The organism is Streptomyces sp. Alt3 (assembly GCF_030719215.1).
Lineage (GTDB): Bacteria > Actinomycetota > Actinomycetes > Streptomycetales > Streptomycetaceae > Streptomyces > Streptomyces glycanivorans.
The window spans coordinates 5661033-5675099 of record NZ_CP120983.1 but is presented as its reverse complement, the minus strand read 5'-3'; the positions used below and the strand labels follow the sequence as shown (position 1 = coordinate 5675099).

Annotated in this window: 14 protein-coding genes; all 14 read right to left on the bottom strand. The window is 69.3% G+C overall.

Features of this window, described 5'->3' with window-relative positions; translation table 11 throughout:
- Positions 1 to 32 precede the first annotated feature (32 nt).
- The 14 genes from mobF to P8A20_RS24850 all read right to left on the bottom strand — a co-directional run bounded on the left by mobF (position 33) and on the right by P8A20_RS24850 (position 14039).
- On the bottom strand, positions 33 to 4463 hold the full coding sequence (gene mobF / locus P8A20_RS24915) for a MobF family relaxase (protein WP_258310500.1): 4431 nt from the start codon (positions 4461 to 4463) through the stop codon (positions 33 to 35).
- A 645-nt stretch (positions 4464 to 5108) separates the two neighbouring features.
- A complete protein-coding gene (locus P8A20_RS24910) occupies positions 5109 to 5285 on the bottom strand; it encodes a hypothetical protein (protein ID WP_181396643.1) in 177 nt (58 codons plus the stop codon).
- Between the two features lie 3 nt (positions 5286 to 5288).
- The gene (locus tag P8A20_RS24905; protein WP_230883019.1) at positions 5289 to 5942 is read right to left on the bottom strand and encodes a hypothetical protein; all 654 of its coding nucleotides are present in this window, start codon (positions 5940 to 5942) and stop codon (positions 5289 to 5291) included.
- 44 nt (positions 5943 to 5986) lie between these two features.
- A complete protein-coding gene (locus P8A20_RS24900; protein WP_109879027.1) occupies positions 5987 to 6265 on the bottom strand; it encodes a DUF6211 family protein in 279 nt (92 codons plus the stop codon).
- A 198-nt stretch (positions 6266 to 6463) separates the two neighbouring features.
- On the bottom strand, positions 6464 to 7072 hold the full coding sequence (locus P8A20_RS24895; protein ID WP_109879026.1) for a DUF6349 family protein: 609 nt from the start codon (positions 7070 to 7072) through the stop codon (positions 6464 to 6466).
- Positions 7069 to 7467: a DUF6181 family protein gene (locus P8A20_RS24890; RefSeq protein WP_109879025.1), complete on the bottom strand. Its 399-nt coding sequence runs from the start codon at positions 7465 to 7467 to the stop codon at positions 7069 to 7071. Before P8A20_RS24890 ends, P8A20_RS24895 begins: the two co-directional genes overlap by 4 nt.
- Positions 7468 to 7511: 44 nt before the next feature.
- Complete coding sequence (locus P8A20_RS24885; protein ID WP_109879024.1) at positions 7512 to 7940, bottom strand: DUF6197 family protein; 429 nt, start codon at positions 7938 to 7940, stop codon at positions 7512 to 7514.
- A 62-nt stretch (positions 7941 to 8002) separates the two neighbouring features.
- Complete coding sequence (locus P8A20_RS24880) at positions 8003 to 8653, bottom strand: hypothetical protein (protein ID WP_055643613.1); 651 nt, start codon at positions 8651 to 8653, stop codon at positions 8003 to 8005.
- A gap of 72 nt (positions 8654 to 8725) precedes the next feature.
- Positions 8726 to 10126, bottom strand: a complete 1401-nt coding sequence (locus P8A20_RS24875; protein WP_109878234.1) for a DUF3560 domain-containing protein — start codon at positions 10124 to 10126, stop codon at positions 8726 to 8728.
- A 330-nt stretch (positions 10127 to 10456) separates the two neighbouring features.
- Complete coding sequence (locus P8A20_RS24870; RefSeq protein ID WP_181396810.1) at positions 10457 to 10879, bottom strand: DUF6409 family protein; 423 nt, start codon at positions 10877 to 10879, stop codon at positions 10457 to 10459.
- Positions 10880 to 10998: 119 nt separating this feature from the next.
- A complete protein-coding gene (locus P8A20_RS24865; protein WP_109881131.1) occupies positions 10999 to 11889 on the bottom strand; it encodes a hypothetical protein in 891 nt (296 codons plus the stop codon).
- Positions 11890 to 12010: 121 nt separating this feature from the next.
- Positions 12011 to 12370, bottom strand: coding sequence for a hypothetical protein (locus tag P8A20_RS24860; protein ID WP_055643609.1), 360 nt, complete (start codon positions 12368 to 12370; stop codon positions 12011 to 12013).
- Between the two features lie 71 nt (positions 12371 to 12441).
- Positions 12442 to 13074: a hypothetical protein gene (locus P8A20_RS24855; RefSeq protein WP_109881132.1), complete on the bottom strand. Its 633-nt coding sequence runs from the start codon at positions 13072 to 13074 to the stop codon at positions 12442 to 12444.
- Positions 13075 to 13313: 239 nt separating this feature from the next.
- The gene (locus tag P8A20_RS24850; RefSeq protein WP_306103739.1) at positions 13314 to 14039 is read right to left on the bottom strand and encodes a class I SAM-dependent methyltransferase; all 726 of its coding nucleotides are present in this window, start codon (positions 14037 to 14039) and stop codon (positions 13314 to 13316) included.
- Positions 14040 to 14067 lie beyond the last annotated feature (28 nt).

Here is a 14067-nt window from a genome sequence, read left to right as displayed (position 1 = left end):
TCAGATGGACTGGAAGACGCACCTAGCGAAGTTCACGGCGTGAGCTCATCTGGCGCATCGTCGCACGTTTGCGGTACATCGTCGTGGTGCAGCTGTGGGGCATAGAGGGCTAGGGTCAGGGGCTCGGATGCAGGTGTGGTCGTCAGTTCGTCGGCGTTGAGCTGAATGCCCATCTGAGCCCTTGAGGCCAACTCATTACGCAGGCCCGTCACCCGGTAGGTAGCGCCGTGAGCAGTGCTTCGAGCTTTGGTCGCCTCGGTCCGAAGGCGCTTGGCTGCTGCGTTGTCCTCCCCCGTGGCACGGTGTAGGAGTACGGCCTTTTCCTGCTGTGACATGTTCGCTTCGGTGAGCACGGGCTCGTGTTCGCCGGTGGGCCCGGCCATCTGGACAGCAGCCTGGAGTCGCGCGTTGATCTTCTCCAGTTTCCGACCGGTCTCTTCGTGGGTACGAAGCAGTCCTTCGCGATCTGCCTCGACCGCAGCTCGATCGTCCCCACGGAGTGTCAGACGCCCGAAGCGCCCCGTCGCGGCCAGCTGCTGTTCGAGACCTTCGATACGGGCCTGTGTGCCGTTCAGTCGGGCGGTGCGTTCAGCAATCGTGCTGTCCAGCGCTCGGAATTCGCGGATGGCTGCGGCCCGTTCGGCAACGTCCTGATGGCGGCGGTGGAGTGCAAGCGAGTTCGGGCCTGATCCGGCAGCAGCCTCCCGTTCGGCACGGTCCGCAGCGGCCTCCGCCTTCTCGGCCGCCGTGCTGGTGGCGCGAGCCGCCGTCGCCGCCTTGCGCACAGCGTCGCGCAGGGCTGAGTTACTGAGGTGGGCGTACGGACGATCAGCCGTCGGCGCCGCTTCAGGAAGAGTAGTCAGCGCCTCCCGCCGCCCGGCCGTGGCCGGGGTAGATCGGACCTCGGGCTCCGCGCCCTCTCGGAGGGCGTCCGCGTCGTGTAGTTCTCCCGCACCGGGGCCGCGCGGGATCGGCAGATCCGCTACCGCCTGGCGAACATGGGCGGGCACCGCGTTCTTGGGGAGTTCGGAGAGGATCATGCGTTCCTCGGTGCCGTTCTCGATCTCGCGGATGAGGCCGGCGACGGCGCGGTCAAGCTGTTCCTGCTCGGTGAGTGCGTCGCCGCTGCGGGCGCGGTCGGCGTCGGTTTCGTAGACGGAGAGCGGCAGGAAGAGGTGGGACTCCTTCTTGTCGCGACTCATCATCGTGTAGAGCGCGTTCGCCTGGGCTCCGGGACCGTAGACCAGGGTCTCTTGCACGCTGAGCCCCTGCGACTTATGGCCGGTGATCGCGTATCCGAGGCTGAGTCCGCCCTGTGCGATGTAGTCGGCCTCGACCCATTCGGCAACGTCACGGTGGCCGTCGGCGGTCTTCTCCCGCCACTCGATCAACACCCGGCGTTCCTCGTCCACGGCCCGCACGATTCCGCGGAGGCCGTTCAGCACGTCTTCGTTCTCGCCTCGGGTCCGCTTGCCCCGGTAGTCGTTGATCCGAAGGAGGACCTGGTCACCGACGGACAGCATCAGCTCACCGCCGCCGGGCAGCGCGTAGGCGTGCTCGGGACCGGTGAGGTCGCCGTTCTCCTTCCGCAGGGCACGAGCCCCGACGTTCAGTTCCTCCACCACCTCGTTGGTGGCGGCGAGCATGAGGAGCTGCTGCACGGCGGTGTGGTCGTCGGTGTGCGCGGCGCGCTTGTCGGCCCAGATGGTGAGCATCGCGGCGAGGGTGGCGTCCTTGTCCGCGAGGGCGTGCACGCGGCCGGTCCCGGCGAAGGTGCGGAGTGCTTCCACGCGGTTGTCGTCGCGCCACAGCTCCAGGGCCCGCCGCTCGATCGCGTCCTTCTGCCGGAAATTCTCGTTGAGACTGAGTCCGCCCACGATGTGGTGCACGGCGGCGAAGGAACCACCGATGCCGGGCGAGTGCAACTGCTTCGGGTCACCGATGCCGACGACCTTCGTGCCGGTCATCGCTGCGTGGCTGAGGAGTTCGGCGATGTCGCGGTCATCGCACATGGCGGCTTCGTCCACGACTAGCACGTCGACGCCGGTGAGGCCGGGGCCGCCGTTGCGGATGCCGGTGAGCCAGGACGCGAGGGTGCGCGACTCGATGCCTGCCTCGGCCTTCAGGTTCGCGGCGGCGACGGCGGCCGTGCTCAAGCCGGCGATGACGAGACCGTGGGCCTCCCATGCCTGCCGGGCGGTGTCCATGATCGTGGTTTTGCCCGCTCCGGCGATGCCCACGACTGCGTCGATTCCGTGCCCGGCCGTGAGCAGCCGTTCGAGGACGGCGCGCTGTTCGCCGGAGAACGCGAAGGTGCCACCGTGCTGGGCCTCGACGGTGGACAAGGTCATGTCGACCGTGTCGCGGCTGACGACGGCGGCCTGCGTGCCGAGCCGGTTCGTTGCCTCGGAGACGATCAGCGCTTCCGCCGCCACGACGTCCGCCGTGGTGTACCGGTCGGCGTGCGTGAAGTGTTGAGCGCCCTTCGGATTCAGCTGAACCACGTATCCGGCGTGACGGAGGACGGAGGTGGTGAGTTGTTCGGCTTCCTCGGCGTTCGCGACTCCGTACGGGAGGACGTCCAGCACGGCGGCGATGGCGGCGGCGTGGGTGAACTCCTTGGAGTGGCTGGTCAGGCCGGTCTTAGGGTCGAAGACCTGGGCGCACAGCTCGTCCAGAGAGGGGTTCTGGTCCGCTCGGTCCCGCTCCATCGCGCTCGCTGCGATGGCGTCGGGGTCGTCACCGACAGCACGCCCCTCGGCCTGCCAGTAGGCGCGAAGGACGTCGTCCCCGACTCCGGCGGCCTCGCCGTTCTTCGCGGCCTTGGATGCGGTGGAGGCGGCGGTACGCTCGCGGGTCGTGGCGCTGTCGTAGTCGATTCCCAGCTTCGTCAGCAGAGCCCGGACCTGGCTGTCGCGCTTGCTGAACAGGCGGATCGTCGCCTCGGGGATCGCTGCGATCTCCCATGCGCCGGTCCTCTCCTCGCGACGGAAGCTGATGCCGAAGTTGTCGGTCAGCTCTCGGCGGATACGGGCGTTCATGAGGGACTGGGTCGCGCGGGTGTGTCGGTGGAGGTCACGGCCTCCGCTGGCCATGGTGGACCACTTGCCGTCGGCGCCCTTGACCATGTTGGCCAGGGTGAAGTGCAGGTGAAAGTGGGGGTCGCCGTACGGGGCACCGTCCACGGGCCGGGCGGCGCGGTGCACCATCATCCAGCCGGAGAACCCGCTCGTCTCCACGGTCTCCGCTTCGTCGCCGTCACCGTGGTGACCACGCATGGCGTAGGCGGTCCACCGTTCGAGGGCGGTGATGGACTCGCGGCCGGCGGAGGTGTAGATGCCCTCGACCTGAGCGGCGATCTCCTCCGGGGCGTAGGCGAGGAACGCGGACTTCGACTTCGCGAGGTCCAAGGTGACGTCGGCGCCGAAGTTGCCGACCTGCACTCGGCCTTCGAGGAGAGCGGCCTTGATCTCCTCGGCGTCCCACACGTCCTCGGGCGAAAGTCCCGCTGCCTTGGCCATGGCGACGGCTTCGCGTACGTCCATCGGCAGATCCCGAAGACGGCGTTCGCCTTCGCCTTCAGTCTGGGTGTACCGCCGCTTCATCGACGCGGCGGTGAACAGGTCGCCGGGCTGTTGTCCGGTCTCGGTGGCGCGGGCCTCGACGGCGCGAAGCAGAGCACGGGCGTCCAGGTGGCCGCCCGCCTCAGCGGCCACGGCCTTCTCCAGCGTGTCTTCGCCGTACAGGTCGACGGCGTCGATGCCGACAGCATCGGCGAGCTTCAGCACGGTGGAGGCTGGGACGCGGTGCGATTCCCCGAACCGCTTGAGCTGGCTCTCCATCCTGCGAAAGGCGTCCTGCTTGCGCTTGGAGTCGAGCAGGGAGACGGGCTTCACGCTGCGTTCGGCGGCGGCGCGGCGGATGGCACGGGCCAGCGGGGCAGCGGGGAGCTTGGCGGCCGGCGCAATGGCGAGCTTGGGTTCTACGAGAGTCTGCCCGTTCCGGGGGTCCTCGCCATGCATGAGGCGTCGGGCGGCCTGGAAGTGCTCGGGGGCGAGGACGCTGCCGGGGGTGATGTCGAATGCGGTGAGGCCGTTTCCGATCCAGACCAGGGGGCGTTCGCTGGCATCGAGGTGGTACTCCACCTGTCCGTCGGTCGGCCGTGGGGGAAGGGCCTGTTCGCCGTAGAGGTCGCGGGCGTCGAGTCCGGCTGCGGCAGCGACTTCGACGGCGTCGAAGCCGGTGAACCGCGCGGTGCCCTTGCTGCGGATGAGTCCGCGGGCGCGGAAGAAGGCGCGCTTGGCCTCGCGGTTGCCGAGCAGGGAGGCGACGGGGGCACCAGCAGCTTCGGCCTTGGCCTCGACGGCGGCGACGAGAGGGGCGGCGTCGACCGCTAGGGACTTCCCACAGCCGTGGCCGCCGGTAAGGCGGTACTCAACCTGCTCGTCGGAGGGGCCGATCATGGTCACCCACCCCATCGGCCCGCTCACCCCCCGTTTTCATCCGGTCAGATTCGGTCGTCTTGGCTGATTGTATCGTCACGAAGTGACGATACCTTGGTCCTCTAAATTCAAGATCATGATCAACGAGAGGGACCTCGGGCACTCGGATCGACCTCGTCGCTCCTGCGGATCAGGCTCCTGGAGCCTGATGTTCTGTTGGACTGTTACCTCTGCGCGAGGTGCATGGTCTGGGGTGCCGTACGCGCTGAGGTGGTGTGACGATCCGATGTCGGTGCGGTACCTACGCGGGGCTGTGTCGTTGGTCCGCGTATGGAGCAGACCCCGAATCCGGCGGCTTCCCGCCGGTTCGCTGAGGTGTTGGGCCCGTACTGGATGGCCTCGGATTCCCCGGCGTACGGGCCCGGCGTGGAGGGCCGATTCGGGCCGGGACGTGGGACTCCGCCGCTGCACCCGGGCGATCGGCCGGAGAGCGGGATCGGGTTCCCGACCGGCGGAGGGCCCGTAGCCGCTGATCCGTCGGCCTGCTGTCGGGGCGAGCGGTCTTGGTTGGGCCCTGCCCGACCCGCCAGCACCTGGTGACATGACGAAGGTCCCCGCTCCGGAGCGGGGACCTTCGCGTTCGCCGTGTGGCCTCTCAACCGACGGCTATGTGGTCAGGGGCCATTCGCCGAAGGGCACCGGCGCCTGACCTTGCGCTTCGCGCACGGCTTCCTCCGTACCGCACGTGGTGCAGATGAAGACCTCGCGGTCGGTGGTCAGCCGGGAACGGGCGGGCCGTTCACCGAGCGGGCCGCCGCAGCGCGGACAGCGGGTGTCGGGCACGGGTCACTCCTCGGGGTGCTCGCGAGCGGACTTGAGGATCAGGTTCCAGGTCGGGCGGGAGTAGGTCTTCTCCGTCTGCCCCTGAAGCTCGGGGATCAGGTCGGCGTTCTTCGCCCCGGGGTTCGCCGCGATGGCCTGCCGGGCAAGGGTCAGCCGCTCATCTCCCTGGTAGGGGTAGGCCAGTCCGCGGCGGCCGGTGGGCCGTCCGCCGGCGTGCCCGCGGCCCTTGCGGTCCGCGAGGTACTGCCACAGCCTCCAGCGCTTCCACTTCGGGCGGCGCCGGGTCGGAAGCTCGTCCCAGTCGTCCGGTGCCGGCCACCCCTCTGGCGGGTTCTTAACGTAGTGGGAGACGGTGGCGGAGTCGGCAAACCCGCAAATCTTCGCCGCCTCGGCCGGGCCCACCATCTCTTCGGGGTCGCCGTCGAGCTTCGGCGGGTTGGTGGTGTTTGCGGCGGCGCGCTGCCGCTGAAGCTCGTGGTGCCACGTCGCCCATGCGTCGCCGTCCCAGTGCATGACGCCGTCGATGGTGTCCGCGACGGGCGGGTGCCCGTTGTTCTCCCGGTCGGTCCAGAGGTTTTGAAGGGTCGGCTCGCTGATGCCGTGGACCTTGCGTAGGTCCGCGCGTGAGTAGAGCGTGCGGCCGGTCTTGGAAGACACGGTCGTCTCCTGTTCTTGGTCGGGGTCGTGCCCGCTCGGCGCGGTCACTGGATGTCGTCCGGGTCCGGGGCCGGCGTCCACGTACGGGTGCCTGCCGGTTCGAGCCGGGTGAGGGTGGCTATGTCGGCCAAGGGAACGGCGGCGGCCCAGTCGGCGCGGCCGGGGTGGTCGACGGGCCGGTTGAGCACGAGGTGTCGGCCGGTCGGAGGGAAGTCCTCGACGATGACGAAGGTGTCGGCCTGATCAGCGCCGATGCTGTTACCCCCCTTGAGCTGGGCGATGTCGCCTGGCTGGGGACAGTCGGGGTGTCGGTCACATAGCATGGTGTGGTCTTTCTGGTGAGAGACACCGACGGCCAGCGCCTTGTTGCCCTTGTGCGCTGGCCGTCATCTGTTGTCTGGGGTGCGTGGCGCCCCGTGGGACGCACGGCCGGTCGGAGGTTGCCCGCTCCGCTGGTAACGAAGTAATTAAACCACCTTTGGATTGAGCGGGTGGGGCCCTGCTCCGGCGGACGGCGGTCATCAGAAGAGGGCCCCCTGATCTGCGGGGCGGTGGCGCCGGCTGCTCGGTGGTCGGGTGACGCGGAGTTCGTAGCGGGGGCGTCTCCCGTGCGGCGGAACGTGCGCTTCACGGCGGTACCGGCTCCACGCCACGACGGGAGCGCCCTGGTCGATCCAGTCCGCCGGGTAGCGGGCGGTGAGCTGAGCCCAGCGGCTCCGGCTCCGCGGCACTGCCCATCGGTCCTCGACCGTGGTGATCGGCGGCAGCGTCCTCCAGCCGGGGAACGCATGGTCGTGCGCCTCCTCCACCGCCTCGTTGTCACCGTCCCCGAACCCGTCGCCGCAGTGCACGGGGCCCTCCCATTGGCACGCGAGACACCCGCCGCGGAACTCCTGCTTCTCCCCCCGGCGGCCGGTCAGCCGGCTCCGGGAGAGCAGGGTCGGGGTGTGGCGCGCGGGCGGGTCCAGTTCGTGGCCGAGATCGCTGTACGCGCCGCCGGGATGTCCGGGCTGGATGTGCCACGCCTGGGCCGCGCTCTCGGGCCGGTGGCGTGTCCGTGCGTTGCGCACTCGCCAGTAGTACGTCTGCCGTGCCCGTGCTCCGATCGGCTCGGCGACGGTGGCGGTCACGACGTCCTGCTTCCGGCGGCCAGCACTTCGCGGAGCGGGTCAGCGAGCACGGCTTGTTCGTCGGGGGCGTCGAGGAACCGCGGCCCGTACGCACGGCGCACGGCGCGGCGGGCGTCCTGGTGGCGGTCGAGCTCCGGGTAGTACGGCGACCGGTCAAGCACGTCATAGCCGTGCTTGGTGAGCACGTCTGCGATGAGCGACCGGACCTGTATGGGGTCGAGGGCGGAGAGGTCAGTTTCCCCGGGGGCCGCGAGGAGTACGCGGATCAGCTCGGTCGCGCTGAGCCGGGGGTGGAGGGGAACGCTGAGTCGGTGGACGCCGTCCCGGCTGGGGGTGGCGGCTCCTCGGCGGCTCGGTGTCCTGGTGGTGCTGCGGTCTTCTGTCGTCTCGTCCATCGCGTGGGCCTTCGGTGGCTCGGGATTCTGGCGGGCGTCGGGGGTCAGAACAGGGCGTACTCGGCGCGAGCGGCGGCGGTACGAAAAGCGCGGGCGGCGTCGGCGGCAGTACGGCCGGGCTCGGCGCTCCACCGGTCGATGACATCGCGGTGCAGGGCCTTGGCGGCGGTGGGGTCGTCGGCGGCGACGGGGTGACCGGCGAGGGTTTCCGCGAGGATGGCGAACGCCTGGTCGCGGGCGCGGTCGATGCGGTCCCAGTCGTACGTCCGGCCGGCGGCTCCCCGCCCGTGGCCGGCGGCGACTTGGAGTGCGCCCCGCGGCCAGCATGGCAACGTGGCCGTACGGCCGGGACCGTCGAAGAGGCGCGGGCCCTGGTGGATGCCGACGTGTTCGACGTGGCGGGCGGCCCATTCCAGGATGGCGGCGGGGGTGTCCGCGATGACGATGCTTTCGGGGGTGTGTCGGGTCGGCACGGTGCTGTCCTTCGGGAAGGGCAGGGGCGGCGGCGTGCTGCCGCCGCCCCTAGGTCGGGCTGCTAGTGGTAGGCGGGGATCAGTCGGCGGACCTTGTCCTCTCCGATGCACCCGCCCTTGTGACGGCGCGCGCTCGGCGGCTCTCCGTTGCGCCCGCGCAGGTGCGACCAGAACTTCGGGCCCTCCCACGGGCACAGTTCACAGCTGAGGAACCAGTGGTTATCGCTGCCGGGAAACCCGGTGAGGACTGCCCGCCAGTGGTGGGCCCGGAGTCCCGCGAACGCGACCTGCGCGCCTTCGATGTTGCGATCGTTGACTGGCATCCGCGGGTGCAGGAGGGGCACCGGCCCGCACAACGGCGTGGGGGCCTCGGCGAGCACCTGTTCCAGGGGCACGGTGCCGATCCGACCGGCGGCGTACTCCTCGGCGAGATGGGCGGCGGCCATGTCGGTGCCGGGGGTCCCCTTGGGCGGGCGGCGGAGGTTGCGTTCGCCTGCGGTGGTGAGGACGAGCCAGTCTCGGTGCCACCGGTAGGCGCGGCCGATGACCTGGTCTTCGCCAACGATCACGGGGTATCGGCACTGGATGTCGGGGGTGCCGACGCGGTACGTCGGGACGGTGGTGGTGCCTGCGGTCGCGGGGACGATGAGCCTGCCCGCTTCGGTGTCGGGGGCGGTGATGGTCGCGGGTCGTTCGAGGAGTTGCGTGGTCATGGTGGTGCCCTGTTCTGGTGAGAGAGGGGCCCGCCCCGGCACGCTCGGCCGCCGGGGCGGGCGGGGGCGTCGTTACGCGGCTTCGGCGGCCGGGGCCTGCGGCGCGGCGATCCACTCGCGGCGCGGCGTGATGCCCAGCTCGTTGAGGACTGGGGCGTGGCTGCCGTTGTCCGGGACCCATTCCCAGTCGGCGCCCTCGGTGCCGGGCCGGTCGGTCCAGGTGAGCATGTAGGAGCGGCCGGAGGTGCGGGGGTCGCCGCACACGGCCTGTGCTTCGCGGCGGGTCATCGCCCACAGGGCACGCCGCTTGCGGGAGCGGCTGGAGCCCTTGGAGGCGATCAGCACAAGTGCCATGCTGTCCTGCCAGTTCGTACCTGCGGCGGGGGCCGCCGCGGGAGTCGGCTTCGCCGCCGGTACCGGTTCCTCGACCGGCGCGGTCTGCTCAGCCTGCTCGTGCTGTTCCGCGGTTTCGGCCTGGGGCGGCTGCTGCATCTCGGCGGCGCTCTTGCGGCCGGACACGTCGTCGTAGGGGGCGGTCCATGTCCAGTCGTCGTGCCGGTTGCCGGTGGCGCGGACGATGCGCTTGCCGGTGCCGTTGTGGATGTGGGGGATGGTCACCGACTTCGGGTTGACCCGCAGGACCTCGTACCAGGTACCGCGGTAAAGAACGAAGTCCCCGCGGGTGAAGTCGGCCTTCGACCACACCTTGAAGCCCTCGGCTTCGGCGTCCTTGATGACCTTCTCCCAGTGGGCGATCTCCTCGGTCAGCTCCTGGTGCTCGATCTCCAGCTCTGGGTCTGCCGGGTTCCGGGAAAACCCCTTGGCGGACTCGCCGCGCTGCCACTTCTCGACCGCGCGGAGGTCGGCCCGCAGCTTGTCGAGACGGCGGAGCGTGCGGCCGGGGTCCTTCTTGAACTGCTGGTAGTTCGCGGCGGCCTGTGCCCGGCCGGTCCAGTGGGCGGCGCGGTCGCTCTCGCCGATGCTCTTGCGCATCGTGTCGTCCATCCGCGCGTGATCGCGGCGGGCGCGACCCTCGGAGTGGTGACCGATGAGGATCGGCTGACCGAAGGCGAACCGCTCGGATATGTCGTGGCTCGTCTTCCACGCGGCCTCGGAGGACTGGGCGGCGCTGGCGGCGTACCCGCCGAACCGATCCGCGCGGCCTTCGGCCTTCTCCTCCCGCTCCTCCTCGGCCTCGCTGAAACTCCGGCGGTCGGCGTTGTCAATGGTCAGCGTGACCTCGAAGCCCGCGTCTCGGAGTCGCTGCGCGAGGAGTTCGAGCGAGGGGGTGTAGGTGGCGTGGTCGCGGCTGTGCGGGAGGTACCAGCAGTCAAGGTTCCGGCTCCAGCGGAAGGGCTGGCGCTGCGTGCGGCCGTACTCGCGAAGTCGCAGGATCTCTGCCGATCCGTCGCCCCGGCTGGTCCCCTCGATCAGGGTTCCTTCTCGGCGGGTGTGGGTGATCTCGATAGTCACTGAACTGGTCTTTTCTGGTGAGAGTTTGTGGTCCGGCCGCAGGGCGGACCGTGCGTTGGCAGCGGCGCTGCACCACCGGCGCGGGCCGTGAGGGACGATCGGCTCGCGGGTCGTCGCGCCTGCGCGACGACAGGGGCTGTCGCGCCCCCGCGGGGCGCGTCCGCTGCGGTCCGGTGCCCGTCGTCGGTCGGCGGAGCCGCCTGCGGCGGAGTCGGCCGGCGGCGGTGAACGCACCGGACCTGTCCTGCCGCCCCGAAGGGGTGTCCGCTGGGGTGCTGGGGGCCTGCCGGTCCGGAGGTGTTGCCCTCCCCCGGACCGGCGGGGCCTTGGTCAGCTGCGGTGGAGCGTGTGCCGGGCGGCCGGGTCGGCGTCGGCCAGTCCGGTCCGCTCGCGCCACGCCTGACGGACGGCGGCGCGGAGCGCGTCCCCGTCGTCGTAGGCGAACCGTCCCCGTCGCAGATTGCGGACGATGTCGCGGAACGTGTCGCCGTGCATCGTGGTCAACGTGTCGTCCAGCGGGGTCAGCTCGTGCGGGAACATCGCCTGGACGCTGTCGCCCGGCTGCGGGGCGCCGAGGGTGAAGAACCAGACCACGGACATGGTGGCCTCGTCGGCGAACTCCGGGCCGCCGAACGGGCCGACGACGACGGCGGGGCGGGTGTCGAGTTGGTGGCCCCGGAACCAGGGTCCGCCGATCACGAGCGTCGCGGTGGGGAAGTCCTGGACGGTGGGCTTCTTGTCGGTGGTGAGCATGTCGTGTCCTATCTGGTGAGAGATTCCGCCGGGGCCGGTCGGCCCCGGCGGGGGTGTCGGTCGGGGGGTTGCCCTCCCCCTTCCGGCACCATTAATTAAACCATGTTCTTAGGTCTGGGTCAACCGGTCACGGCAAGTTCGCGGCGGCGCTCGGCGGCCATCGTGACGGCGCGGGCGATGGCGCGGCCGGTCTCGATGACCCGGACGGCGGACTCGTGCACCGGGGGCTTCTTGTCCTGGGTGATGATGCCCGCGAGCGGCGGCATGACGGCGGGGCCCGGGGCGACGTTCAGGATGAGCGCGGCGACGTGGGCGGCTGAGGCGACTTCGGCCGCGTGCTGGCCGGGAAGGGGGGCATCCTCCTCGGTGATGCGTCGCCACGCGTGGCCGTACAGCAGGATGCGGACGGCGTTGTCGGGGGCGTCCTGGGTGAAGTCGAACCCTCCGGCCCGCTCGGGGTCTTCGTGGTACTGGTCGCGATACTGGTTCACCAGGACATCGCGGATGACCTCGGCGGCGAGCGGGGCGGCGGCGGGCGGCTCGTAGGCGTCGCCGTCGGTCTGGCTGATGTCGAAAACCGGCCCGGCCTTGAAGCCGGACACCTTGCGCGTCTCGCCCTCGGCGGCCTCGCTGGCGGCGTCTCGCTGCCCGCCGTCGGCGGCTGCGGCCGTGGCCTCCTGAGCCCCTTCGGTCCGCCGCTTGATCGGCGTCCAGATGCGGAGGGAGGTGGACCCCTTGGCCGGGAAGCGTCCGACCTTTCGCCAGTCTCCGGAGCTGAGTACGTGGGTGGCGTTGGGGTACTGGGCGGCGATGGCGATGCAGTTGGTGGGGCTGCGGTCGTCGCGGTCCGGGTGGGTCAGGTTCGCGGCCGTGCGCATGACGGCGGCCCAGAATTCTTCACTGCCGACCATCGCGCCGTATGCGCGATCCATGACGGCTTCGAGTTCGCCGCGCATCTTGGCGGAGTAGGCCCGGCGCTCTTCGTCGGTCATCTTCGGCTTACGGGGCATGTCGCGGTCCTCCTGGTGAGAAATCGGCCGGGGCCGGCTGGCCCACGACGTCGGTCGGGGGGTTGCCCTCCCCCTTCCGACACCACTAATTAAACCATGTTCTTGGGTGATTGGCAACCCTCTAAATCCAGTACAACCCTGCTTCGTTACTCACGGCCCGATATGCGGCTATCACCTCATCCTCTATCTGTGTCCAGTGTTCGAGGACATCGGGGGCGGTTTTCTTGTCGCTGGCCGCGCGCTTGGCCCTGCGCCACTCAATGGCGATTTTGAGTGTGCAGAGTTGGGACCGGGTCAATTCCCATCGACCGGAGTCCGGAAGCTGATCGCCGTAAACCATCGCCACGGCGTTGTTGATGTGCTCGGTGCCGGACCACACATTCTGTGTGGCCTGGAGAGCAAGGGCGCGTTTGAGGGTGCACCGGAGGTGCGGGGCCTGAACAATCCATTGCGGCTCGATAATGAATATGTCGGCGCTCATCGTGGTGCCTTTCCGCGTGAGGGGGAGGGCGGCGCGCTGCGGGAGCGCGCCGCCGGGAAGCATGGGGGAGGTTAAAGGGCATATCCATCGACGTATTCGCCGCGCTCACCCTCGGGGGTCTGAACGTGGGGAAGGAATCGACTCACCGCGAATACGACGGCGTCGGCGATGATCCGGGGGGCGTCGTTGAGTACGAGGCTCACAGTGTCGCCGTCGAGTCCAATACGGACCTCTCCCGGCTCAAGATTCATGTAGACAAAGGCGGTTGTGCCGTCGACCCGGGTCCGCGCTCCGGGGAGTCGCGCCGAGAGATCGCGTGCGGCCTCCTCGACGTCTCGGCGCATCTCGGCCTGTGCGCGGTTGTGCTCCTTCACCCGCTCGTGGACGTCACGGTGCACGGGGATGAGGTCGGCGGCAATCCGGGCCGCGATGTCTGCCGGGTCCTCGTTCATGGCGACTCGGACGGTGTCGCGCTCGCCCCTGCGGAACGGGTAGTCGGTGGCAGGAAATGCCCCTCGGATGTGCAGGTGGCCGGGGTCATCGAACCGCTCGGAGAGGTGAAGCTGTCGGCCGTCCATGTGGGTGAAGGTGGCGGCGTGGTCCAGCTCCTGGACGCCGTGGCGCGCGGGCTGCGGTCGCCAGTTTCCGCCGAGTTCGAGAGCGATCGGGTGGGCCAGCTCTGCAACGGTGAGAGGCGTGTTCATCGTTCGTTCTCCTGGTGAGAGAGGTTGTCGGCGGCCGGTCGGCCCGCCGTGTGCCGGTCGGGGGTTGCCCTCCCCTTCCGACATCATTAATTAAACCACGTTCTAGGGGTTGGGTCAACCCGGATACATGCTCTGACCTGCTGTCCGTTCCCAGTGCTTGTGAGGGTTCCCGCTGGATCTGCTCGGCGAAGTGATCGAGTCCCAATCAATCTGCGCGGCGAGGTCTCTCGTGGGCTGAGCTACGGACGTCGCGCGACGAAGACGAACTCCTTGCCCGGCCTGTCGGGCGCGTCGCGTACGTCCTCCACCACGTACCCCTGCGCGATCAGCTCCGTCTCGACCTCCTGCCGCTCGCGGAAGCGCAGGGTGGAGTCCGACGTCATTACCTCCCCGTCGGCAGCGAACACATAGGTCCAGCGGAACGTCACCAGCGGCTCGCTCACCTCGATCACTTGGACCCAGCTTTCGACTGGGCCGACATCCGGGATCTCCGTCACGCGATATGAGGCTTCGCGGTTCCACTCCTCCCAGGCACGTCTGGCTGGGTCCCGGGTCTCGAACACCAGACGGCCACCAGGCTGTAGTGCTTCGTACGCGCCACGCAGGGTCTCGCGCCATGCCTGCGGATCAAGGATCTGCTGGGCGGCGTTCGCGGTCATGGTTGCCAGGTCGGCCCGCATCGGCGGAAGTGTCGTGGCATCGCCACAGATCCAGCGCACTCGCTCGCCGCCCCGCTTGGCTCGGGCCACGTCGATGGACGCTTGAGCGGGATCGACACCCACGACTTCGATCCCGCGTTCAGCCAGCAGAAGCGCGAACACGCCTGTTCCACAGCCGATGTCCAGCACTTGACGTGCCCCGAACTCCTCCGTCATCTGGACGTACGCGTCGAGATCGCCGCGATCGGGGTCGAGTGGGTCGTAGATCGCGGCGAGCCGTGGATGTCCAAAACATTCGTCTGTCATGCGGCCGAACGTAGGGGCCGCTGAGCTC

Coding starts and splice junctions, on each gene's coding strand:
- P8A20_RS24865 (WP_109881131.1), bottom strand. CDS start 11,889: ATGCCCCGTAAGCCGAAGATGACCGACGAAGAGCGCCGGGCCTACTCC.
- P8A20_RS24860 (WP_055643609.1), bottom strand. CDS start 12,370: ATGAGCGCCGACATATTCATTATCGAGCCGCAATGGATTGTTCAGGCC.
- P8A20_RS24850 (WP_306103739.1), bottom strand. CDS start 14,039: ATGACAGACGAATGTTTTGGACATCCACGGCTCGCCGCGATCTACGAC.
- P8A20_RS24880 (WP_055643613.1), bottom strand. CDS start 8,653: ATGACCACGCAACTCCTCGAACGACCCGCGACCATCACCGCCCCCGAC.
- P8A20_RS24890 (WP_109879025.1), bottom strand. CDS start 7,467: ATGGACGAGACGACAGAAGACCGCAGCACCACCAGGACACCGAGCCGC.
- P8A20_RS24855 (WP_109881132.1), bottom strand. CDS start 13,074: ATGAACACGCCTCTCACCGTTGCAGAGCTGGCCCACCCGATCGCTCTC.
- P8A20_RS24900 (WP_109879027.1), bottom strand. CDS start 6,265: ATGCTATGTGACCGACACCCCGACTGTCCCCAGCCAGGCGACATCGCC.
- P8A20_RS24870 (WP_181396810.1), bottom strand. CDS start 10,879: ATGCTCACCACCGACAAGAAGCCCACCGTCCAGGACTTCCCCACCGCG.
- mobF (WP_258310500.1), bottom strand. CDS start 4,463: ATGATCGGCCCCTCCGACGAGCAGGTTGAGTACCGCCTTACCGGCGGC.